The organism is Veillonella sp. CHU110, from assembly GCF_003992255.1.
GTDB lineage: Bacteria > Bacillota > Negativicutes > Veillonellales > Veillonellaceae > F0422.
In genome coordinates this window covers 1-17565 of record NZ_RQVA01000010.1, presented here as the reverse complement: position 1 = coordinate 17565, position 17565 = coordinate 1, and the positions used below count along the sequence as shown (strand labels likewise).

Genomic DNA, 17565 nt, shown 5'->3' with positions numbered 1-17565 from the left:
ACGATTCTAATATTTGCGCACATAAAAAACGCGATTTCGAGCACGATTTTAGTTTTCGTGCTTTTTCGCGTTTTTTATATCGTTTATAGCATTGGTAAGAATTAGGTTAGTGACTACAGCTATAACAATACACAGCTATTATACTTCTACAATAATTTGTTCCCCGGTTCGCATATGGTAGCACACTAAGCGATAGGCCCTAAGTGCAAACGTCTTGTCTATGTCTTCTATCTGTCCTTTCGCTGTATTAGTTACCTCTTGTTGTAATTTATGACATTGTGCATCATCTATCCCGCATGCACTCTGTTTGGATTCCAACACTTCCTCATCAGCATACAACGAGTCATGTACCAAAGGATGTCCTATATGCGCCATAGTCACTCGAATTTGGTGAGTCTTCCCCGTCCACAATCGAATACGCACATCTGTTGTATCTTGCATCGCATCATAGTGTAGCACTTCGTATTCCGTTTTGGTCATCACACCCTCTGGATGTACCTCTTGGTGGATTCCATCTGCACTTTTGCGGATGGGCAGTTCTAGTACCTCATGGGGTTGTGCCAATTGCCCTCGTACAGTCGCTCGGTACCATTTTTCCAAACGATTGTCATCCATCTGCATTTGGTAAAAGTGTTGTGCCAAACCATGCTTTGCCACCACTACAAGTCCTGATGTATCTCGATCCAACCGATTTAAGAATCGTACTTTTCCGTAAATTTTATGTATTTTAAAATAGTGAGCTACCCCATTCGCTAAGGATACTTGCCCTTTTGAGTTCATCGTCACTCCCGAAGGTTTGTCCACTACGAGAATATCTTCATCTTCATAGGCTATTGTTAACGGAGTTTCTATTGGATCGTGGTCGATACGCTCTTTTAGAGGAATCATTTCTAATACCATCCCCTCTGAAAGTTCCGATTTCGCCGTACACAGTTGTCCATCTAAACGAACACCTTTTGCTGCAAAAAGATCTTTCATCGTTTTTCGGGGAAATTGGTGGGTATCTAACCATTCCGCTAACGTCAGTGCTGTCGTGTTTTCAATTGTATATAGTAACGTTCGTTTGTCTTTCATACAGTTTCCATTTCATCTTAGTTATTAGTGTTTAAGTCACCTTTTAATACGTATCTTTTTCGACCCCTATTGGGTCTATCAATACTTTGGTCAAAATATAGCAAAAACTTTTTGCTTTTTCTCTACTATTTTCCGCTATTCTCGGTTGTACTACCTATATTTTACCATGTCTGACCATATATAAAGACGATTACATTTACCTTTTTTGCAAAATATGCTATCCTATATACAAAGAAGAGCAAAACGTGTGGCGCGTTAGGCTCATCAAAAAATTGATTTTTGTGCCTAACGTGATGAGATACTTCTCTTTACATTAGGCACGGTTTCTTTTATAGGAACACTACTTACGTCGTAGCATTACATATAAGGTGATAATCGCTACTATGAGCATTAAGAAATTAATCCCTAGGGAAAGTATTTCAAATACTGACATAGCATCACCCCCTTTCGGAGATGAACCTAAACCACGTTTTACTCTTCATTAATAGTATAACATATGTTCTTTTTAATGTGTAATATTTTCGAATAAATGAATTTAAAAGCTGTAATACAATTGTACCTTTGTACATTGTGTTACAGCTTTCACTTTATACTAGAACAATTACATGTTAAACATCTTATTAAATTTATCACATAAACTATTGCACATTTAATACTATGATAACAATTACCTGTAACGGTTGACACGTATATGAATTTTTCTACGTTTGCAAAAAATTATAGGCCACGCAAATACACTGATACTAAGCATGCAAAACCTATATACTTCTATCTAAAATATGAATATAATTTCAATTGACATCTTTTTACTAGGGTTATAAAATGATAATATATATCACTAAAGGTAAGGCTACTTTATATACAAGGTACTTTTTTATACTCTCCCCTTATATATAAGTAGTCTTTCTTTATGTGTAAGGTTTGTGTAAATTATTACAGAAAGGTGTGTTTGTAATGAATCAAATGTTATCTATTTTCCATCAAGGCGGACCGGTAATGTACCTGTTCCTAATTATTTCTGTGCTCACAATTGCTATCGGCATCGATCGTGTATTGGTATACCGAAAAACAGCGGGGGCCAATCGTCTAGTAGAGGAAACTATGGCTACTAAATTTGCCCAAGGCAATGTGAAAGAAGCTCTCGCTTTTACAAAAGAGCATCCTGACAATGTATTGGCACAATTAGTGACAGAAGGCCTCACTGCTCACCAAGATGGATTCGCAGTAGAACCAACATTAGAAGCCCAAGCTATGCGTACCATCAACGTATTGCAAGACCGTTTGAGCTTACTAAGTACATTTGTTACATTAGCACCTATCTTAGGTCTATTAGGTACCGTTGTGGGTATGATTGATTCTTTCAGTGTGTTAGATTTATCCAACGGTCAACCGATGGCGATTACCTCTGGTGTAGGGGAAGCGTTGGTAGCCACTGCTGCTGGTTTATGTGTAGCTACAGTAGCCCTTGTGTTACACGCTATTTTCTCTCGTAAAGTCAACTTAATCGTATCTGATATGGAACAAATGATGGCTTCTATCGTTCGTTTCCTTCATAAAAAGGAGAATGCCTAATGAAACTTCGGAGTATGAAAGTACAAGAAGAACCGAAGTTAATGATCATCCCAATGATTGACATCATCTTTTTCCTTCTTGTATTCTTTATGATTAGCACCATGACTATGGTACAACAAAATACTTTCAAAGTGGGCTTACCACAAGCTAGCTCTGCTCAATTAGATATGAACCAACATGCGAATATTACTGTTATGGCGAATGGCAATATTGCTTTCAACAAAGAAAGTCTCGACAAAGAACAATTGATTCGCCGTGTACAGATTGAGTTACAACGAAATCCTGATTTACAAGTCATTCTAAACGGTGATAAAGATGTCAACTATGGATTTGTCATTGAAACATTCGATGCTTTGAAACAAGCAGGTGTGAAAAAACTATCCATTGCCGTAGAAAAGAGGTAATCTGTGAAGGAAGATAAATTTTGGAAATATGCCCTCTACATCTCCTTGGCAGGACACATCGCTCTTATCCCAGTGGCATCAGCTATCTTTAACAAGGTAACGGAGCCGTTTCATGAATCAACAACCACGTTCTATGAAGTAAGTATGGCTGAAAGCGCTGAGGAGCAAACATCAGAATCGCCGCAGCCTACGGAAGAACAACCTCCACAAGGGGAAAGTGAACCCCCTGATCCTCAAGAAGCTGTGGCTATCCCTGAAATTCCAGATGCCATGAAGCCAGACCCTCGAGCAGAGCAACCAAAACAGGACACGCCAAAGCAAGAGGTACCAAAGCAAAAACCAAGTACCTTGCCAAAGCAATCTCCTTCAACAAACTCTAATACTTCGTCACAAGCCACGGAAGCTGCCGCTCGTGCCAAAGCAGAAGCAGATGCTGCCGCTCGTGCTGCCGAAGAAGAAGCTAGGACCACAGTTGTCAACCCTCCATCTCCGTTAGGTAACGTACAGCCCGTTAACCCAACACCTGGACAATCTGGTACTGTGTACGTAACCGCTGATATTTACGAAAGCGGCCAAGTCGCATCAGTTCAAGTCTCTGGCGATGCCAACGCAGCCCAACAAAATGCGGTCGCAGCCTATATACCAACCGTGCCATTTGCACCTGGTACCAACAAATTTGGGGACCCATTACCTGCTAGAATACGATTCTCCATCGTATTCCAATAATACTTTGTATTTTATAAATGACTGTGCTATACTAAACATAACAAAAGAAGAGCCACCAACGTGTCGAAGGCGTTAGGCTCATCTCAAGAAAACGGAAACTAGAAAATGCCTAACGTGTTAAGGTGGATCAGACCTTATTCGTTAGGCTTTTTCATTACTTTGCATTTTATACACAAATATGCTATAATACTGCTATAAAGTTAATGAGTTCTACATATGAACAACAAACCCCCATGGCTGGCACCATGGGGGTTTTGCTTTTTTATAGAGAAGCCGACTCTTTTGGGTTAGTTGCCTTTAAATCTTCTGTCTAACCATTTGCAGATATAACTACTAATTATACCTGCCACAACAGAACAAAAAAAGTTAATGAGCAACTCCATATGAACACCCCCTTTCTGTTGCAGATTGGGGTAGGCAACACCTTTATTATAACATAATTTTTATCAATACGTTTAATTTTCAACATTTTTTCCTGAGGAACACAGTTACGAGTAGTAGCCTTTTGGCGTTCCTTTCTATTTAAATCACGCAAACACAAAAGACCGCAACATGCTCCTGAACAAACCTAACCACTGTATCAGTTTGAGAAGGAGTATGTTGCGGTCTTTCATTTCTCTGAATTAGACCAGAACGCCACAGGCTAAATAGCGGAACAAGCCTCGCCCTGAGTGCCCTCGTCAGCGACATAGGGCAAGATTTGCTAATATAGACAGTCGCAAAAGAGCACGGCATAGCCAAAACTCATCTTAAGCCACGCAGTCATGCGTAGCAGCCTTGTGGCATTCTTTTAATGCCTAAATAATATAAACGCAAGAAGAGCACGGTGTGCCCCGAACAAACATTATGAAATACCGTTTGTGAGGGGTATTCCGTGCTCTTCCCTTTATCATATTTGGATAAAAACCGTCATAAGTCTACATAGCGGAATAAGAACCGCCCCTGAGATTCCCTAATCAGCTCCATAAGATTATTCTTACATTAATGCTAAAAGAATGCGACATGTTCCGGAGCAAACCTACCGTAGGATCAGTTTGCGGAGGAATGTGTCGCATTCTTTCCTTGCTTTATGTCAGGCTATCTTATGGAGCTAACCAAGCTCGAAGTTCGTCTATAGCTCTCTCCTTAGCTATTATCCCATGGGAACTCCACACTTGATTACTCACCATATGTACATGACCTTCTTGCACAGCTGGAATCGTATGCCAAATCTCCATGGACTGCATATCTTGAAGCTCTTTTCCTACCTGATCTGATGTAGTTCGAGTACTTGCCCCAAAGGCTGTACTTACTAATAAATATTTCGCATCAATATCTGGCAACATCTCATAAGATACGGCATTATTACTTTTACCGTCCAATACCAAAGATTCCGTATCCGGCGTAATGTTCAACAAATCAAAAATGAATCGACTATTCACACTGGAGGAATACGGATACAACCGTATTTCTTTTTTCATAACCCGAATATAGGCCAGAGGGCTATCTCCAATACGAGATTTTATGGCTATACGAGCCTCTTTTACATGGTCGTAATACTTATGCAATCGTGCCTCTGCCTGTTTCTCACGATGTAATACCATGCCCAATGTGAGTAGGGCACGTTCCGCATCTTGCAGTTCAAACGCTGCGGTTGGTGCAATTTTACTCAATGCATCAAAGGTGCTACGAGTGAAGGAGTCACGCATAATAATCAAATCTGGTTTTAAGGCTTCAATTTGCTCTAAATTGATGGTCTTTGTTTCCTCATTGATGCTAATGTGCTGCACACCTTGCGCCTCTAGTTCATCATGCAAGTAAAAGTTATCTCGATTGTAAGCCCCTACCATAGGCGCACCTAAGGCATACATAGGGTCTTCCATACGGATGACCACAATGCGATCCTGCTTGTCAGGAATCACTGTGGCCCCATATTTATGATGCAATACCATGTTCCCATCTTCATTGGTAATCAGCTTCTCTGCAGATTGCTTTACTTTCTTGAAACGAGCATTCATCTCTTTCGTGATGGCCTCATCAGTGTCGAGCCGTTTTTCTTTCACCACGGAACCTTCGCCCACACGAGGGGCGCCCCAAGTACTGAAAGCCCCACTCACGAGCCCATATACAAGGCCTCCAATGATAGCAAGTACTGCCACCCAACCAAGATAGGTTCCTATACGACGTCCCATCATACTCCACCACCTGCTTGTTTCGCTTTTTCCACCGATGCGTGGGTGTAGGCAATGCAGTACGGACGATTGGTTCGTGGGTCATTCAAAATGATGGAGTCTACTCCAAAAATAGTACTCAACATCTCTTCTGTTAAGACCTCATGAGGTGTGCCTTGAAAGTGTACATGGCCGTCTTTCATAGCAACGATATGATCCGCATGCCGAGCCGCTTGGTTCAATTCGTGAATAACCATGATCACCGTTTTCTTATACTCTTGGTTCAATCGTTCCACTAGTTCCAATACATCCATTTGATGAGAAATATCTAAATAACTAGTAGGTTCATCCAAGAATAGAATATCTGTATCTTGGGCAATAGCCATGGCAATCCAAGCCCGTTGACGTTGACCACCAGACAAATTCTGAATCGGTGTATGCGCAAAATTATGCAAGTCTGTCACGTCAATAGCCCAATCGATTAAGTCACGGTCCTGCTGACTTTCACGTTGCAAAATACCAGATTTATGCGGAGCTCGACCATAACTGATGAGGTCACGCACCGTCAATGACCCTGGTGCCATCGGGTTCTGCGGCAAAATTGCCAACTGTTTCGCCAATTCTTTCGTATCTTTTTTATGAATATCCTCACCGTTTAAAATAACGGCACCCCCTTTAGGTGCAATGATTCGGCAAATCGTCTTCAACAGAGTGGATTTACCGCATCCATTAGATCCAATCAAGGCCGTTACCTTTTCCAAAGGAATCCTAATATCTACATCCTTACTGATAATCTTATGTTCATACCCAGTAGAAACGTGTTGTAATTCAAATGCCATAGTTTATCCTCTCGTCCGTGCCAATACATATAGAAAATAGGGTGCACCCACCAATGCCACGATGATGCCTACTAGCATTTCATCTGGAGCAATGATGACTTGTCCTAACCAGTCTGCTGAAAGCAACAATAGGGCCCCCAACAATAGGGTAACTGGTAAATAATAGTGATGGTTCACACCCACTAGGCGCCGTGCAATATGTGGAGCCACTAGCCCAATAAAGCCAATACTACCACCCACCGCAATACAAGAGGCCGCAATGGCTACGGCGATGCACAGGAATATTACTCGCTCTTTCGTGATGCGTGCCCCTAAGCCGATAGCCGTTTCTTCATTCAGATTCAGCACATTCAGTTTTGTGGAATAACAATATAGTACGATGGCTCCAATCGCTACAATCGGCGCTAGCACCATTACATGGTTCCAACTGTTACCAAAAATCGTACCGATGAGCCAAGTATTAATTTGATTAAACTTATCTGGACTCAAGGTCACCATGGTCACCATTTGCACTGCATGAATCCCAGCAGATAGAGCAATACCATTCAGAATCAGTGTCATAGGAGATAAACTACGTCCTTTGCGATAGGACATGCGGAAAATGATTAGTGCCGCTAGCCCTCCGCCAATGATGGCAAATAATGGAGCTTTCCAAATCGTAGTGATTGCATTGGCTGGTTCAAAATAGACGTACAACATCACCGCTACACCGGCCCCTGCATTGACACCGAGTACACTCGGGCTAGCTAGTTCATTGCGAGTAATGGTCTGAAAGATGGCTCCAGACAACGCTAAACCTGCACCGATACAAATAGCCAGCACGGATCGAACCATACGAAAGTCGAAGACAATGCGCTCTTGCCACTCGGTCCCATAGCCAGCAATAATACGCACTAAGTCCATATAGGAGAACTCAGAAAATCCTGTTCCTAAATGGACCACAAACATCAATGCCAAAGCCAGTAGTAACCCAATAGACCATATAGCAAATCGTCTACCTTGATGCATTAGTTAGCCCCCTTTCGATTCGCTAAATAGAGAAAGAAAGGAACCCCAACTATGGCTGTAACTGCCCCTAAAGGGACTTCAAATGGAGGCGACACCACACGTGCCACCGTATCGGCTACGATGACCACGATGGCTCCCAGCACAGCAGAGAAAGGAATCACTTTTTCATAGCTAAGACCTACCATATACCGAGCCATATGAGGCACAATAAGGCCTACAAAGCCGATAGGTCCTGCAATGGCTACGGCAGAACCGCTCAATAGCAATACTGTAAGACCCGCCAACAGACGAATTTGAGTCAACTTTCCACCTAAACCAACAACCACCTCATCACCTAAACTAAGCAAGGTAATTTGTTTAGAAATGGCTAAGGCAACTAACACGCCGATCAGTGTCCACGGAGCCACTAACAGCACTTGCTCCATGCGAACACCACCGATACCACCAGCGGTCCAGTAACTCATATCTTGGGCTACATCAAAAAAGACAACTAGCGCTTGTGTAACCGCCATAAAGATAGCGCTAATAGCACTACCTGCTAAGGCTAAGTAGACCTTAGAGCCCTTTGCCATACCTCGATTGGCTAAGTATAAAATACAAGCCGTCGCCAACCCAGCACCTAAAAAGCTGAATAGAATAGTCATATTCAAGCTCGCCATAGGGAACGCAATCATGGCGATGGCTAGGCCAAAACTAGCCCCTGCATTCACCCCTAAAATTGACGGGCTTGCCATAGGATTGTTCGTAATCCCTTGCATGAGCGCCCCTGCGACGGCAAAATGAATACCGCAGATGAAAGCCACCAATAACCGAGGTATACGAATCGTGTTGATAACAATCCCATCTATGTTTCCGGTTCCATTCCAAATACTAGCCCAGATCATCTCCAATGAAATAGATCTAGCCCCTACCGACAAGAACACGAAACTACCTAATCCTAGGATAAGTAAAGCCAATAGCATTTGACCTGCAAACTTTCCAAAGAAAGAGGTATTCTTGTCCGATGTATAGGATAAAGATATATCTTTACGTACCATGTATCTCCTTTCTTGTATATATTGAAAACTACTATATTGCAGAAATAACTGCTTTGTAGCTCCCCCAATGTATTCAACCCTTCCCACGTATTTAATACGCTAGTTAGGTATCCTTTCACATCGTAGGAAAAAGAAGCTGTAACAAAATACAGGGATCCCGTATTTCGTTACAGCTCTTATCATTTGGGAAATACTACTTTCACCAGTATTTTAAATTATAAACTTGCCGTTAAGGAGAACATGAATGTACGGCCATTTCCTAACATTACACCATTGCTATGTAATGCATTCCAATAGGATTTGTTAAGCACATTGTACACGTCAGCACGGAATGTCATTGGCGTATTACCTGCATTCCATGTATAACGAGTACCTAAATCCCAAGTGAAGTATCCGCTAGTTTTCACCGTATTAGTATTATTTGCATAGGCAGATCCTGTATAGTTCAAGCGAGTAGATACAGATAATCCTTTCACTCCTTTAATGTCTTGATCAACACCCAATGTTGCATTCACTGTTGGGGCGCCTTCAAATTTATTACCTTTCAGTTTTGTGCTGCTAGTATCTTTTGTATATTTAGAGTCTAACCACATTAAACCGCCTAATACACGAGTGCCTTTTACAGGTTCACCAAATACATTTAACTCTAACCCGCGAGCACGAACTTCGCTATTTAAACCATATTCATTAGTGACAACATCTGTTGTATACGATGGGTTACGCACCTCGAAAGCACTCAATGTAGCTGCATATTTTCCCATATCTACTTTTGTGCCCACTTCCATTTGTTTAACTTTAACAGGTGCCATCAATTCATTTTCATTTTTCGTACCAGCTGGAGCAGAAACCCCGGTTTTTAAACCTTCCATGTAGTTCGCATACACAGATACTTTGTCATTGAATTTATGAACAATACCTACAGCTGGGCTTACAGCATGACTATTATAGGTAGTTTCTTTTGCACCATAGTTTGTGCTTCTTACTTTCTGATAGCGTGCGCCAAGAATGAACTGCCATGCTTCATCTTTTGTAACAATACGGTCTGTTAAGGAAACGCCTGTTAAAATTTGCTTACTAGATAGTGGAGATTCCCAAGATGTTTCTGTAGCAGTCCCCCAATTTGTTGCTTGTTTCAAATAATTGAATCCAGATACCGTATTCAAGGTATTATTCTGCGTATATACTTTTTGTTCTAAACGAGTCGCGGCCAAACCAATATGATGTGTTACATCACCTGTCACTACCTTACCTCGAAGACCTGCTTCTGCAGAAATTCCTTTATTAATTTGGTAGTTATGACGATAGCGAATATTCGCATCACCCTTAGCTAAATTAGTCACTGTGAACTCATTATATTTGTAGTCCATAGATGTATAACGAGCACCAATACCCGCATACGCAGTCCAATCTTTATTAAGATCATATTCACCACTAACTACACCATATTTTTCAGTAACACGGCGGAATGTGTCAGTAGCGCCATATTTCATATCATTATCAATATGAACTGGTGTGAAAGGATTTTCTTTTGTTGTATTTTTCAAAGAACCATTATTAAAGAGTACACGGTATTGAGGATTTAATGTCGCATGATATACATAACCCAAGTCAAGAGCTGCACGGAATTTGTCACCTCGTACATCGGCACCAATGACAACAGAACTAGTTTGACGCTCTTCATCTTTAACCGATGTTCCACCATTTCGATTTAATACATTGAGGCGAACACCATATTTGTTATTATTGCCAAAACGATGTCCTACATCTACGTGTTGTGTAAATTCACTGCCATTACCATAGGAAAGTTTCACTTTATTAATTGCTTTATCCGTAGCACGTTTAGGTACAAAGTTAATCGTACCACCTACTGTGCCATTTGGTGCCATACCGCCTAATAATGCGCTTGGCCCTTTGATAACTTCTACACGATCATACCCTTCAGTACCTGTGTAGAAACGTGGGGCAATACTGTACAAACCATTAAATTGCATGTCTTGCTGTGTTGTACGGAAACCACGGATAGACCAAGAACTAGATGCACCAGATAAAGATACATCTTTCACAGACGCATCATTTTTTACTACATCAGTAATTTCTGTAGCTTGTTTATTTTCTAACAATTCGTTTGTATATCCAGTTACATTGAACGGTGTTTCAATAAAGCTTTGACGACCTAATACACCCATCAAGTTACTGTTCGCTACTTGACCACCTGCATAAGCACCTTCTACAGTAGTTGGTGTTACCGCTACCTCTGGTGTTTCAACCGTAGCTACATTAACTGGTGCCTTCACCACAAATTCACCTAGATCAAAAACTTGTACAGCATGCGCAGTGCCACCTAATTGGAACAATACACCTGTTGCTGCTGCAAATGATAACAATTGCTTTTTTGTTTTGCTATTCATTCTATAACTCCTACACAAAAACCTTACCAAGATACACATATTATATCTTTTATATAATAAATATTATCATTATACTTTTGATTGTGCAATATATTTCTTCACATTTTCTTCATAAACCATACCAATTTTGAAATAATTATGCTTTTAATTCATAGATAATGAACAGAAGATAATAGATTAAAACACTCCCCCCATATTTTTCCAGTTACACTCCAGTAAATAGTATAATATAAAGTATTATAAAGATAGCCAACCTTATAACAACCTCGTGTAAACTTATAATTTTATAAGTATGTTTTCAATATATACTGATATATAACAGTATTTTTATTCATTACGTGTAATTCTAACTTTATATTTTAAATGATAACAACTATCTTACATAATTATCATATCTCTTTTATAAATTATGAGAAAGCTATTCAATGCCTCTTCCTGAGGAACACAGTTGCAAGTAGCACCCTTGTGACACCCCCTATCATCTAAATCAGACAAACACAAAGGCCCCTTATCCAACCTCCCCTGAGGAGTGCAGTTACGAGTAGCAGCCTCGTGGCATTCCTTATTATCCAAATTAGACAAACACAAAAGACCGCAACATGCTCCTGAACAAACCTACCGTAGGATCAGTTTGAGAAGGAGTATGTTGCGGTCTTACCTTTATCATAATAAATTACAAATGCCACAGGCTGCATAGCGAAATAAATGACGACATAAAAAAAGAACCATCCATCGGATGGTTCTTAACTGTGGTGGACGATGACAGGATCGAACTGCCGACATCCTGCTTGTAAGGCAGGCGCTCTCCCAGCTGAGCTAATCGTCCATATGGTGACCCGTGGGGGAATCGAACCCCCGATACCGCCGTGAAAGGGCGGTGTCTTAACCGCTTGACCAACGGGCCTTGTATGGCTCCTCGAGTAGGACTCGAACCTACGACCGATCGGTTAACAGCCGATTGCTCTACCTGCTGAGCTATCGAGGAATAATACAAGAGTTATTATATAGCACTTTCACATAAAATGCAAGTCTTTTTTATTGCTTTTCCATTTTCACTTCGTGAAATTTTAAAAGATTCTCCAAAAACTCATCATCGGTAACATAACTAGACTGCATCGCATCCTCAATAGCTTCGCACATTAGATCTGCTGCTAAAGTACCTACTAAGTTGACATCCGCTGCCATAGAACTTCTTTCAGTACTTGTACCACCCTCAAGAATATCATCATTTATACGACAATCTTTTAGATGTGAAGAAAAGGCATAGATTGTATCACCATCAGACAGCGTACCAACAGGACGAATAGAACGGGCATATCCATTGGTAGCCATCATAGCTATTTTAGTGAGTTCTGCCTTACTGAACGGCGCATTGGTTACGATAGCACCAATCGTTGTATTACCACCAATCATAGCATGCGTCTTTTCCTGATTCACATATTGGTTATACATAATCTGACTCGTATCTACTATATGTGTCCGCGATGCATCCATAACGCCACCTAATGGTTGCCCCTTGCGGTCATACACATCACCAAAGGCATTCACCACCACTACGGCACCTACTACAAAATCTCCTAATCGAGCAGCCCCATAGCCAATACCGCCTTTCATGGCCCGTTCCATACCACAAATTTTACCCACAGTAGCACCTGTACCAGCGCCCACATTTCCAGATATAGGAGCAGTTCCTTTAAACGTTGCTTCACAAGCATCATAGGCCATTTGTGGAGTCGGTCGAGCTTTCGGATTTCCGTAGGATAAATCATAAATATCACTTTGACAGACGATAGGCACTACACCATAGGCCGTAGGGCATCCTATATTACGTTCCTCCAAGGATTGCATCACCCCATCGCTAGCCCCTAACCCAAAGGCAGATCCACCACCTAGCGCCAAAGCATTCACAGGAGTAGGCGCCGTCGTAGGATCTAGCACGCCACTTTCACGGGCAGCAGGGCCGCCACCGCTAATGTGAATCCCTCCTGTTGCACCATAGGGGAAGCGCAACACGGTCAAGCCCGTTTTCCCTATGTTGTCCGTAGCATTTCCTACCTTTACAAAATCTATGTCATTCCATACTATTCGTTCCATAGTCGACCACCACTCCTGTCTTCTCATTGTTAACACTTAGTATCCCAATCATCTACAAACTGTCTATCTCGTCCCATATATCTAACTATAGTAGCTGCCAATCCTATGAATTTAAAACATTCTACTAACAGATACCGCTTTCTACTAAAGATACCTGTTGATGACTGATATACGAACCATGTCCATTCAGATTAGTTTATTACTGGATATTATGAAACCTAGAACCGCACAAATTAGTTATGCGCTTCTACTTTCAAAATAGCCTCGGTCAACATATCTTCTGTCACTACGTATGGACAAATCACCACATCTCGCACAGAGGCTGCTTTTTTCACAATCATCGGAATGTCATCGGTGGTCAGTCCCAATTCTGAAAGTTTCGTCGGCCAACCGATACTGCGGTACACAGGCAACCAACGTTCTAATTGATCCCATTGCTGATCTGCAGCAAAGAGAATTAATAGTCCGTAGGCCACCATTTCACCATGTAGATGTTCCTCTTCCGTTTTTTGGTCTTCCGCACATCCATAGCAAACAGCATGAGCAATGGTACTGTTAAAATCTCCTGGCATACATCCAGATACAATACCAGTTGTTAAAATCACAGCCATCACAATTTCATCAAATACACGATTGCGTTCACCTTGTTCATTGGCAGTCAGCGCTTCACGACCATGGGCAAAGATAGGGTCTGCACACATCTTAGATAAAGATAGGCCTACTTGTACATTATAGGAAAGATCACGTCCACGTGTGGCCATATGCGTTTCATAATGTTTAGCTATGGTATCACCCATGCCAGCCCAGAAATAACGACTTGGGGCTTTCACCAATATATCTGCATCGATGAAAGTATGTACTGCAGGGCGTTTCATAAAGGCCACATCTGCAAAGGTATGGTCTAAATGATAGACTGCAATAGCCTCTGATGTAGCTGCGCACGTAGCCGCTATTGTTGGAACCGTAACTACGGGAATATCCCCTAACTCAATACTAGTTAATTTCGTCGTATCTAAGGCTTTACCGCCACCAACACCAATTAGAAAATCTGCTTGCTTGGCAGATTCTTTATTAGCAATCTCCTTCGCTACTTCAAAGGCGCATTCACCACCAAAATGAATAATCTCTAACACTTCAATACCATCACGATCTAAGGCTGGCTGTAATACTGGTAGCGCCACAGACAACGCTGTATCTCCACCGACAATTACTGCTTTTGTACCAATTCGTTTTGTATGGGCTCCTATGGTATCAAAAATTTCATGACTGCCAAAGCTATAACTTGGCAATGTATGTTCAGGTCTCATGACATTCAACTCCTTCATCATCGTCCACCTAATTCGCACTTATATACTAATTAAATACGATACAATGTATTATAGGACTAATGAGGAGAAAATGCAATGGGATTTCTTGTGTAAAACACAAAAACCAGCAGTCCCTAGGTTCTGCTGGCTTTCAGTCTATCTATTTTATTCCCACTCAATATGTCCATTGATACTGTTTTGTATAAACGTCATAAAATCAAGTTTTTTATATCGGTTTTGGCCTTATTATCGGTTTTAGCCTTATTATCCGTTTTATTTCTCTTTATCTGACTTTTTACAAGCATAATACAAGTATGAAACTAAGACTTAGCTTTCTAATGACACATCTGTTAAATTTCTATTATATTTATAATGCTATCATCTTATTATAATGATCTATATAACCTTCAGTTTCAAATACTTTTTTAAATGCATCTCGAAAACTATCATAGTCAAACTCTTTAATATCAAAGATGTTTTGACCTTTTGAATGCGATTCTCTATTCATGTACCTATTAAAAGCCATGTATCTATTCTCTTGTAGTTCTGGTCTTTGGAATACTTGAGCAAAGTCCTGTTTTTCCACAAAATTGAAAAAATATTCCATTACATTTCTCATGCAATTCGCTATCAGTGCAGGAGACTGTTTTTTATCTTTTATAATATGCCAATATGCTTGATAATCGTTTTGAATATCCTCATATTTCATATCTTCAAAATAGCTGCTCTCTGTATTTTTACATATTCTAAAGAGTTTCTGGGTTTCCTTTCGTTGTGTATGGTTGGTATTAGTTAACTCATAAAAGAAATATAGACTATGAGTCAGTATAAATAGTTGGTCATACTTTTCGGTCCTTAGAAACTCATTATGTATTAATCTTCCAATATTAAAAACATAAATGTGTGATAAACTGGATATAGGATCATCAATCACTACAACCTTCTTATTTGAAGCTTTTTCAGCGATTGATTCCCCCTTACATAACTCAATAAAATATAGAAAGCTTATTACCATTTTTTCGCCCTCGCTTAATGTTTTAAAGACATCTTCATCCAAATCCTCACGTTTTAGTCTATATAATGCCTCCTCCTCGGAATATTTTTCTATAGTAAAATCCGTAATGCCAATATCTATCAGTCCATTCTTTATATTCTCTACTGCTTCATCAATATTTACAGTTTTCTTTCGATTTTCCTCTATCAGTGCAGTATTAGTGTTAATCTTGGATGTTTTTATCTGTAACTCTTCTTTGGCTTTTTTAACCGATTGCTTATAAGCCTTTTCATTTGCAGTATATAACTCAATTACAGAATTATATTCTTTACGCATAAGACACCAAAATCTATTCCTAATTTTATTCTTGGATCCTTTTATGTCTGCAATTCTTTGATTATACAGACTAATTTCATTGTTAGCATTTTCAATAATACTGTTTATAGATTCCATAATTTGATTAATTGGCTGCAGAGAAACCTGAATGCTAGGTGTCTTTGCCTTCTCTTTCAAAGTATTTAGATTATGCTCCAATACAGAAGTAAGGTTCGCACTAAGACTTTCTATTTCCGCTTTATTTTTTTCGAGAAAAGAATCATCTTTAATAGCATTAAAAAAATCAATCGCTTTCTTTATTTCCGCATCGTATCTAGAAATCATCTGCTCAATCTGAGATTTGTCTCGATTATAACTCTCATCAAAATAAGCATTAATCTGATTAAGAAAATTCTGTGTAATGGTTTTTTGCTGGCAGAAAGGGCATACGCCTTTTTCACCATCTATATGAACATATTTAATTCCTGTATTAACCCAGTCCGAATTTCCTAACGTTTCAATCAACGAGGCTACCGAACTATTCTTATTTCCAACTATAACCTTAGACAACAATTTTGATTGTTCAATATCTTCAACATCAATCAAGAATTTTGATAAAAGCTGCCTGCTCTGAGATTCACCCTGAAGTTGCTGAGCCTCTTTCTTTAAATCATCTACAGAATAATCAAGCTCGCCTTCCATTTTTTCTAAAGAAATAATATGTTTGAAAAGAGCATCTTTATTTCCTTTTAATCCATCTAAGCAGAACTCTAAAACCCTATCTCCTCCGGTGTATTCCCTCTTGATTTTCCATACTTGTTTCTTGTATTCTTCTATCTCATCTAAGTGCTTTTGCTCATTTTTTGTCTTTTTTTCTTCAATTTTCTGCTTTTGCTCTGTCAATTTGTTTACTTCAGCACTTTTAATATCAATTACCTTTTGAGCTTCAGCATTTCCTTTCGATAAGGTGAATATACCATGTATTCCCGCTGGTTCATAAAATGTATCCTGAATAAATTTTTGATTGTAAACTAGTACCGTGTCGTTTTCTTCAAGTCCCTCTATACTGCATTGTGAAAATCTTGCTCCTGTCTGATCATATAGGAATTCCGAAAAAGTACTCTTTCCTGTTCCATTTAATCCATACAGCAAGTTTACTTTTTTATCAGTATCAAGCACAGCCTCTTTTTTATAACTTGCTACCCCATTTAAAACTATTTTAGATATCATTGCAATCCTCTCAATTTTTCGCTTCATTATTGTATTATCATTTATACCTTCTATAACATTACGATTCTCATCTAGATATTAGACTAACACAACCTTAATGATTTTAGGCTCCATACTAAATGTTGGAGCTACTGATATAAGAGTAGTCACCAACATTTTTTATTGCAATAAAATAAACATATACAAACTCATACTGTATCATAAAAGTAACCACATAATTAAGAAAGGGTGAGTCATATATGTCTAACATCAATTATACAGAAATTGTCTTTAAAATTAAAGAGGAATAATAGAAAGGTACATATAATTATAGTTAAAAGCAGTAGAAAGCAGTCATCTACCAGAGTTTAGTAATTTTAAAGTCTCCTTTGTTAGTTGGTTCCCTCAAATTGTTAATGCCTTTGTAT

The 17565-nt window shown here is 39.7% G+C and carries 13 protein-coding genes and 3 tRNA genes; 3 read left to right on the top strand and 13 right to left on the bottom strand.

All coding sequences use genetic code 11. The annotated features are described in order from the left end of the window. Positions 1-138 precede the first annotated feature (138 nt). Positions 139-1074 (bottom strand): RluA family pseudouridine synthase, encoded by a 936-nt coding sequence (locus EO122_RS05475; RefSeq protein ID WP_240632668.1) that lies wholly within the window; start codon positions 1072-1074, stop codon positions 139-141. A gap of 340 nt (positions 1075-1414) precedes the next feature. Beyond that, positions 1415-1507, bottom strand: a complete 93-nt coding sequence (locus EO122_RS08330) for a putative holin-like toxin (RefSeq protein WP_231723418.1) — start codon at positions 1505-1507, stop codon at positions 1415-1417. Between the two features lie 521 nt (positions 1508-2028). Between EO122_RS08330 and EO122_RS05470 the strand changes: the two genes are divergently transcribed. From EO122_RS05470 to EO122_RS05460, 3 genes are read left to right on the top strand one after another with little or no spacing between them, the layout of a single operon-like run. Continuing rightward, the gene (locus EO122_RS05470) at positions 2029-2646 is read left to right on the top strand and encodes a MotA/TolQ/ExbB proton channel family protein (RefSeq protein WP_127009725.1); all 618 of its coding nucleotides are present in this window, start codon (positions 2029-2031) and stop codon (positions 2644-2646) included. Further along, complete coding sequence (locus tag EO122_RS05465; RefSeq protein WP_127009724.1) at positions 2646-3050, top strand: biopolymer transporter ExbD; 405 nt, start codon at positions 2646-2648, stop codon at positions 3048-3050. Before EO122_RS05470 ends, EO122_RS05465 begins: the two co-directional genes overlap by 1 nt. 3 nt (positions 3051-3053) lie before the next feature. Further along, complete coding sequence (locus EO122_RS05460; protein ID WP_127009723.1) at positions 3054-3776, top strand: hypothetical protein; 723 nt, start codon at positions 3054-3056, stop codon at positions 3774-3776. Between the two features lie 1082 nt (positions 3777-4858). On the opposite strand, the gene EO122_RS05455 is transcribed toward EO122_RS05460, so the two are convergent. From EO122_RS05455 to EO122_RS05405, 11 genes are all read right to left on the bottom strand, one after another. Further along, the gene (locus EO122_RS05455; RefSeq protein ID WP_206168514.1) at positions 4859-5950 is read right to left on the bottom strand and encodes an ABC transporter substrate-binding protein; all 1092 of its coding nucleotides are present in this window, start codon (positions 5948-5950) and stop codon (positions 4859-4861) included. After that, positions 5947-6765, bottom strand: coding sequence for an ABC transporter ATP-binding protein (locus EO122_RS05450; RefSeq protein WP_127009722.1), 819 nt, complete (start codon positions 6763-6765; stop codon positions 5947-5949). Before EO122_RS05450 ends, EO122_RS05455 begins: the two co-directional genes overlap by 4 nt. A gap of 3 nt (positions 6766-6768) precedes the next feature. Continuing rightward, a complete protein-coding gene (locus EO122_RS05445; protein WP_127009721.1) occupies positions 6769-7773 on the bottom strand; it encodes an iron ABC transporter permease in 1005 nt (334 codons plus the stop codon). Continuing rightward, entirely contained in the window at positions 7773-8810 is a 1038-nt protein-coding gene (locus EO122_RS05440; protein ID WP_240632667.1) for an iron ABC transporter permease, read from the bottom strand. Before EO122_RS05440 ends, EO122_RS05445 begins: the two co-directional genes overlap by 1 nt. A gap of 215 nt (positions 8811-9025) precedes the next feature. After that, complete coding sequence (locus EO122_RS05435) at positions 9026-11218, bottom strand: TonB-dependent siderophore receptor (protein WP_164725967.1); 2193 nt, start codon at positions 11216-11218, stop codon at positions 9026-9028. Between the two features lie 750 nt (positions 11219-11968). Further along, a tRNA-Val gene (locus EO122_RS05430) sits at positions 11969-12044 on the bottom strand. A gap of 3 nt (positions 12045-12047) precedes the next feature. Further along, positions 12048-12122, bottom strand: a tRNA-Glu gene (locus EO122_RS05425). 5 nt (positions 12123-12127) lie between these two features. Further along, positions 12128-12203 (bottom strand) — tRNA-Asn (locus tag EO122_RS05420). A gap of 50 nt (positions 12204-12253) precedes the next feature. Continuing rightward, on the bottom strand, positions 12254-13312 hold the full coding sequence (locus tag EO122_RS05415) for a P1 family peptidase (protein ID WP_127009719.1): 1059 nt from the start codon (positions 13310-13312) through the stop codon (positions 12254-12256). A gap of 233 nt (positions 13313-13545) precedes the next feature. Continuing rightward, a complete protein-coding gene (locus EO122_RS05410) occupies positions 13546-14619 on the bottom strand; it encodes an iron-containing alcohol dehydrogenase family protein (protein WP_127009718.1) in 1074 nt (357 codons plus the stop codon). 367 nt (positions 14620-14986) lie between these two features. Beyond that, complete coding sequence (locus tag EO122_RS05405; RefSeq protein WP_240632666.1) at positions 14987-17185, bottom strand: AAA family ATPase; 2199 nt, start codon at positions 17183-17185, stop codon at positions 14987-14989. Positions 17186-17565: the final 380 nt, after the last annotated feature.

Bases quoted from the DNA above. Each gene is read 5' to 3' on its own strand.
- EO122_RS05475 (WP_240632668.1), bottom strand. From the start codon at position 1,074: ATGAAAGACAAACGAACGTTACTATATACAATTGAAAACACGACAGCA.
- EO122_RS08330 (WP_231723418.1), bottom strand. From the start codon at position 1,507: ATGTCAGTATTTGAAATACTTTCCCTAGGGATTAATTTCTTAATGCTC.
- EO122_RS05470 (WP_127009725.1), top strand. From the start codon at position 2,029: ATGAATCAAATGTTATCTATTTTCCATCAAGGCGGACCGGTAATGTAC.
- EO122_RS05465 (WP_127009724.1), top strand. From the start codon at position 2,646: ATGAAACTTCGGAGTATGAAAGTACAAGAAGAACCGAAGTTAATGATC.
- EO122_RS05455 (WP_206168514.1), bottom strand. From the start codon at position 5,950: ATGATGGGACGTCGTATAGGAACCTATCTTGGTTGGGTGGCAGTACTT.
- EO122_RS05450 (WP_127009722.1), bottom strand. From the start codon at position 6,765: ATGGCATTTGAATTACAACACGTTTCTACTGGGTATGAACATAAGATT.
- EO122_RS05445 (WP_127009721.1), bottom strand. From the start codon at position 7,773: ATGCATCAAGGTAGACGATTTGCTATATGGTCTATTGGGTTACTACTG.
- EO122_RS05440 (WP_240632667.1), bottom strand. From the start codon at position 8,810: ATGGTACGTAAAGATATATCTTTATCCTATACATCGGACAAGAATACC.
- EO122_RS05435 (WP_164725967.1), bottom strand. From the start codon at position 11,218: ATGAATAGCAAAACAAAAAAGCAATTGTTATCATTTGCAGCAGCAACA.
- EO122_RS05415 (WP_127009719.1), bottom strand. From the start codon at position 13,312: ATGGAACGAATAGTATGGAATGACATAGATTTTGTAAAGGTAGGAAAT.
- EO122_RS05410 (WP_127009718.1), bottom strand. From the start codon at position 14,619: ATGAGACCTGAACATACATTGCCAAGTTATAGCTTTGGCAGTCATGAA.
- EO122_RS05405 (WP_240632666.1), bottom strand. From the start codon at position 17,185: ATGAAGCGAAAAATTGAGAGGATTGCAATGATATCTAAAATAGTTTTA.